Below are 4388 nucleotides of genomic sequence, written 5' to 3' on the forward strand. Positions count from 1 at the left end.
GGCACAAACAGTAGCCAGCAGCATGGTGTTGCCCATGCGGAGCATTACAGAACCGTCTGCCTGTTTTGCCAGCTTTCCCGTTTCGAGCGTGATGGTTCTTCCATCAGGGAGCTCGATCGTCTTAACAATTGGGTTAATCATAAAAATTGTTTTATATCTATTTCTTTCAAAAATTCGCGCAAAGATAAGGAAATAATTCATCTAATACGGTGGAAATGAGATAAAAAGTTTATAAATGGGCGTTTTTTTCGACTTTTGGAGCGCAAGAAGCACCGAAAATGCTTTGACAGAACCCGAAAAGCCGTATCTTTGCACGGCGCATTCGTGCAGGGGCTCCCGCCAGGGAAGGCTGTAAGGCAGGAATGTGTGGAAACGGAATATACAAATCTTTGGGTAGGAAACACCCGCTATGGGGTGGAATTTCCCGCAGACTTTAAAACAGGAATTGGAATATGAAGAAACTCTTTTTTGTGGCGCTTGCGGCTTTGGCCCTTGGCGCATGTGACTCGGAACCGAAGTTCAAGGTCGAAGGACAAGTGACAGATGCAGAAGGCAAGACTCTCTACCTGGAAGCATCGGCACTGGAGGGCATCATGCCGCTGGACTCGATAAAGCTGAAGGCTGATGGGGAGTATGCCTTTAAATATTCCCGTCCCGAATCCCCCGAATTCTACCGGCTCCGGGTGGACGACAAAGTCATCAACTTCTCAATCGACTCGACCGAGACCGTCCGCATCAACGCTCCGTATGCCAACTTTGCCACAGCCTACACGGTGGAAGGGTCGGACAACAGCATGAAGATTAAGGAACTGACCCTGAAACAGGCAGAACTACAGAATGCGGTAAACGCCCTGACGAAAGCCATGCAGGGACATTCGATAGGGGTAGATGTGTTTGAGGACAGTCTTTCCACCCTTCTGAAAGACTATAAGGACGACGTGAAACTAAACTACATCTTTGCGGCGCCCAATACGGCAGCAGCCTACTTCGCCCTGTTCCAGAAACTGAACAATTACCTGATATTTGACCCGATGAACAGCAAAGACGACGTGAAGTGCTTTGCCGCAGTAGCCACCAGTCTGAACAACTTCTACCCGCACGCCGTCCGCTCGAAGAACCTCTACAACATTGTCATCAAAGGCATGAAGAATACGCGTACACCGCAGCAGGCAACCTTGGAATTGCCTGCAGACAAGGTGGTAGAGACGGGCATCATAGAAATTAATCTGCGCGACATGAAAGGCAACACGCATAAGCTGAGCGAACTGAAAGGAAAAGTAGTCATTCTGGACTTTACCATCTACCAGAGTGCCGTTTCGGCCACACACAACTATATGCTGCGTGATCTCTACGACAAGTATGCAGCTCAGGGACTGGAAATCTATCAGGTGTCCCTGGATGCCGACGAGCATTACTGGAAGACGACAGCCGACAATCTGCCTTGGATTTGCGTCCGCGATGCCAACGGCATATATTCGTCGGTGGCCGTAGCCTACAACGTGCAGTCCGTCCCCAGCCTCTTCCTCATCAACCGGAACTGCGAGTTGAGTGCGCGTGGCGAAACCCTGAAGGACTTGGACGCAGCAGTGAAAGCTCTGCTGTAACTTGTTATAAATAAGAAGATTTCATTTAAATATGTTACAAAGCAGTCGTTTTCGCTTGACACGCATCGTTTAAAAGGCTATCTTTGCAAAGGAAAATAGGAAAGAGGGTTCCAGCATGCCGAACATGTTGGAATTCTTTTTTGTATATAGTAGATTGTTGAAGTTTCGCAAGTTGCGGAACTTGCAGGAAGTTTAAGATATCGCCCCCTTATGGCCAGGCCGAGGAGTCCGTGCCGACCAGTCCGGACACACGTCGGAAATGCCTCACAGACATTGGCGGCTTTATTTTCGGCATACCTGCTCAAAGAAACAACTTGTTTGACTTGAATAAATTATCGTAAAAATAGGAATATAAAAACATTATTAAGGAGGAAAAAAGTATGGCTTATATGTCAGAAGGAGGCTACAATAAATTGTTGGCTGACCTGAAACAGATGGAGACGGTAGAACGTCCTAAGATTATAGCGGCTATTGCCGAGGCACGCGACAAGGGCGACTTGTCTGAAAACGCGGAATACGACGCCGCCAAGGAGGCGCAAGGCCTGCTGGAAATGAAGATTAACAAGCTGAAAGCTGTGATAGCCGATGCCAAAATCATCGACGAGTCGAAGCTGAAGACCGATACCGTACAGATATTGAACAAAGTTGAGCTGAAGAACGTGAAGAACGGCATGAAGATGACTTATACAATCGTCTCGGAAAGCGAAGCCAACCTGAAAGAAGGCAAAATTTCAGTCAACACACCGATTGCTCAAGGACTGTTGGGCAAGAAGGTGGGCGATGTGGCCGAAATCAAAGTGCCGCAGGGCATCATTAACCTGGAAATTGTAAACATATCATTTTAAACAGAAGGCAGGTCCGTATGCGGGCTTGCCTTATTTTATACCTATACAGTTATGGCAACCATATTTAGCAGAATCATAGCAGGCGAAATACCCTGCTACAAGATTGCGGAAAGCGACAAATTCTTTGCTTTCCTCGACATCAATCCGCTGGTAAAGGGACACACGCTGGTAGTTCCCAAACAGGAAGTGGATTACATCTTCGACTTAAGCGACGACGACCTGGCCGGCATGCACGTCTTTGCCAAGAAAGTGGCGCTGGCCATTGCCAAGGCATTCCCCTGCAAGAAAGTGGGCGAAGCCGTACTGGGTCTGGAAGTGCCCCATGCACACATCCACCTCATTCCGATGCAGAGCGAGAAGGACATGCTCTTCTCCAACCCTAAGCTGAAACTGTCCGAAGAAGAGTTCAAGGCTGTGGCCGAAGCCATCCGGGCTCATCTCTAAGCCTCAGCGTTTCCTTCCTGTTAAAATAAAAGCAGAAGAGGATGTGTCTCTTGCCGAGACACATCCTCTTTTTTGGTATCAGCCGGTGCGCACATCCCCGTCAGATATACTTGTCACCCAACTTGATTTGAGCATCGTTTACGTATTTGCGAATGGTATGTTCCTCGTCCTTCTTGCAAATCAGCAGCACGTTTTCCGATTCCGCTATCAGATAGTCTTCCAGCCCCTCGGCCACCACCAGCTTGTCAGGCGGCAGAGCAAGGATGTTGTTCTTACAGTTATACAACATCGAATGGCATTTTAAGGTGGCATTGCCTTCCGCATCCTTGGGTGAAAGTTCGTAGAGCGATTCCCAAGTACCCAGGTCAGACCAGCCGAAGTCACCCAGTGATACGTAAACGTTCTCCGCCTTCTCCATCACCCCGAAGTCAATAGATACATTCGGACAGGCCGGGAAGTTTTCATCTATGAACCGTTTTTCATCCGCAGTGCCGTAGAAATCCTTGCCAGGCTCCAATTTGGCAGCCAGTTCGGGCAGCAACATTTCGCCAGCCTTGATGATGGTGTTCACGTTCCACATAAACAGACCCGAATTCCAGTAAAACTCGCCACTTTCCACAAACACCTTTGCCAGTTCCAGTTCTGGTTTTTCGGTGAATGTTTTCACCTTATAGAAATTCTCGCTTTCCTTCTCCGCTATCTGGATGTAGCCATATCCCGTTTCGGGACGGTTGGGCTTGATGCCCAGCGTGAGCAGCTTCTCCGACTGTGCCACAAAGGCCAGTCCTTTTTCCACGGCATCCAGAAATTCGGCCTCCTTCAGAATGAGATGGTCAGACGGCGCAACCACGATGTTGGCATTGGGATTCAGCGCACGGATGTGATACGAAGCCCATGCAATGCAGGGAGCCGTATTTCGACGGGTAGGTTCCAGCAGAATCTGCCCTTCACCCAGTTCAGGCAACTGCTCCCTCACCAGATTGGCATACAAGTCGTTGGTCACCACCAATATATTCTCGGACGGAATTATTTTCTTGAAGCGGTCAAAAGTCTGCTGCAACAATGAGCGTCCGGTTCCGAAGAAGTCAAGAAACTGCTTGGGAAGCGTTTTACGGCTGAATGGCCAGAATCTGCTGCCGATGCCTCCGCCCATAATTACACAGAAATTGTCCTTACTGTTTGTCATATTTCCTCGTTTTTAAAGTTTCTGCTAAAATACGGTATTTTCCCTGAAATAGGAATCTGTCCTCCCCCTTTTCTCATTTTTTTCTCCTTTTTTAGGTAAAAGTATTGTAGGTTTGGAAAAAAGCCGTATCTTTGCACCGCATTTAAGGGAACAGATGCCCAGATGGCGGAATCGGTAGACGCGCTGGTCTCAAACACCAGTGGATTCACTTCCATCCCGGTTCGACCCCGGGTCTGGGTACAGAATAAAAGGCTAAGTATTGAATTATCAATTACTTAGCCTTTTTGCTTGTCTGATTTTTCCCCACAT

The 4388-nt window shown here is 48.2% G+C and carries 5 protein-coding genes and 1 tRNA gene; 4 read left to right on the plus strand and 2 right to left on the minus strand.

The genetic code is table 11. From position 1 onward, the window contains the following. On the minus strand, positions 1-141 hold a 141-nt coding region (locus Q1Y74_RS13570; RefSeq protein ID WP_300814829.1), incomplete at its 3' end, for a hypothetical protein. Positions 142-452: 311 nt separating this feature from the next. On the opposite strand from Q1Y74_RS13570, the gene Q1Y74_RS13575 reads away from it, so the two are divergent. From Q1Y74_RS13575 to Q1Y74_RS13585, 3 genes are all read left to right on the plus strand, one after another. Beyond that, positions 453-1604: a TlpA disulfide reductase family protein gene (locus tag Q1Y74_RS13575; protein ID WP_300814825.1), complete on the plus strand. Its 1152-nt coding sequence runs from the start codon at positions 453-455 to the stop codon at positions 1602-1604. 380 nt (positions 1605-1984) lie between these two features. Continuing rightward, a complete protein-coding gene (gene greA / locus Q1Y74_RS13580) occupies positions 1985-2449 on the plus strand; it encodes a transcription elongation factor GreA (RefSeq protein ID WP_300814826.1) in 465 nt (154 codons plus the stop codon). A gap of 51 nt (positions 2450-2500) precedes the next feature. After that, positions 2501-2893 (plus strand): HIT family protein, encoded by a 393-nt coding sequence (locus Q1Y74_RS13585; protein ID WP_300814827.1) that lies wholly within the window; start codon positions 2501-2503, stop codon positions 2891-2893. Positions 2894-2993: 100 nt separating this feature from the next. Here the strand turns inward: Q1Y74_RS13585 and Q1Y74_RS13590 are convergent, their stop codons facing one another. Then, positions 2994-4079, minus strand: coding sequence for a mannose-1-phosphate guanylyltransferase (locus tag Q1Y74_RS13590; protein ID WP_300814828.1), 1086 nt, complete (start codon positions 4077-4079; stop codon positions 2994-2996). 156 nt (positions 4080-4235) lie between these two features. On the opposite strand from Q1Y74_RS13590, the gene Q1Y74_RS13595 reads away from it, so the two are divergent. Next, positions 4236-4319, plus strand: a tRNA-Leu gene (locus tag Q1Y74_RS13595). The last annotated feature ends 69 nt before the right edge of the window (positions 4320-4388 follow it).

The organism is uncultured Bacteroides sp. (assembly GCF_949298305.1).
In the GTDB taxonomy this organism is placed as follows: domain Bacteria; phylum Bacteroidota; class Bacteroidia; order Bacteroidales; family Bacteroidaceae; genus Bacteroides.

Bases quoted from the DNA above. Each gene is read 5' to 3' on its own strand.
- Q1Y74_RS13575 (WP_300814825.1), top strand. From the start codon at position 453: ATGAAGAAACTCTTTTTTGTGGCGCTTGCGGCTTTGGCCCTTGGCGCA.
- greA (WP_300814826.1), top strand. From the start codon at position 1,985: ATGGCTTATATGTCAGAAGGAGGCTACAATAAATTGTTGGCTGACCTG.
- Q1Y74_RS13585 (WP_300814827.1), top strand. From the start codon at position 2,501: ATGGCAACCATATTTAGCAGAATCATAGCAGGCGAAATACCCTGCTAC.
- Q1Y74_RS13590 (WP_300814828.1), bottom strand. From the start codon at position 4,079: ATGACAAACAGTAAGGACAATTTCTGTGTAATTATGGGCGGAGGCATC.